This is a genomic window from Desulfovibrio sp. SGI.102 (assembly GCF_050314315.1).
Lineage (GTDB): Bacteria > Desulfobacterota > Desulfovibrionia > Desulfovibrionales > Desulfovibrionaceae > Desulfovibrio.
In genome coordinates, this window is sequence record NZ_JBNPNC010000124.1 from 1 (window position 1) to 799 (window position 799).

The 799-nt window shown below is 63.6% G+C and carries 1 protein-coding gene; it reads left to right on the forward strand.

The features are described from left to right. Positions 1-799, forward strand: a 799-nt coding sequence (gene thyX, locus ACQRCJ_RS12440; RefSeq protein ID WP_427799941.1) for an FAD-dependent thymidylate synthase, incomplete at its 5' end; no start/stop codon positions are given.

The window sequence follows — 799 nt, forward strand, 5'->3', positions numbered from 1 at the left end:
CATGCTGGATGAAAAATATACCGGGAACGGCAAAGTGGTGCTGCTGGCCGGGGGCGGCAAGATCTACACGGACATCGCGGCGCGTTTCGTGCGCAGTGAGCGCAGCCTGGAAGAGATAGTGGCCTCGCCCTATTCCCGGCAGATCGTGCGCAATATCCTGGAAAGCGGGCATCGCGCCGCGCTGGAATTCGACTTTTTCCTGTTCGGCGTGGAAGGCTATTCTCGCGTGACCGAGACCCAGCTGGTGCGCAAGCGCCTGGCTTCCTACCTCATCAAGTCCGGTCGTGCGGATTTGGGCGGCAAACGGCGTTTTTCCGTGGTCTATCCCGCCAGCGTGCGTGACTTCGGTGCCGAGGTGACCCTGCCTGACGGGCACACGACCCGTATGACAGGCCGGGACCTGGCCGACCTGACTCGCCAGTGGTACGACGCCGGGCTGGAAGCCGGACTGCCGGAAGAAGACCTGCGCTACCTCAAGCCCCAGGCCACGGAGTTCAAGGCCATCATCGGCATGAACGCCCATGCCCTGCTGGACTGGTTCTCCATCCGCTGCTGCCGCAACGCCCAGCACGAAATCCGCCATCTGGCCTGGCAGATGCTTTCCCTGTGCCGCAAGGCCGCACCTGACCTGTTCCAGGGGGCCGGGCCCAGCTGTGTGCATCTGGGCTACTGCCCTGAGAATCGCCTGCAGAACCCCAAATGCCGCGGCCGTATCCTGACCCAGGAAGAAGCCCTGGCCATCCTGCGCGAGCACCGGGGCGGCCAGATCGCCCGTGCCGAAGAATTCGAAGCGGAATAA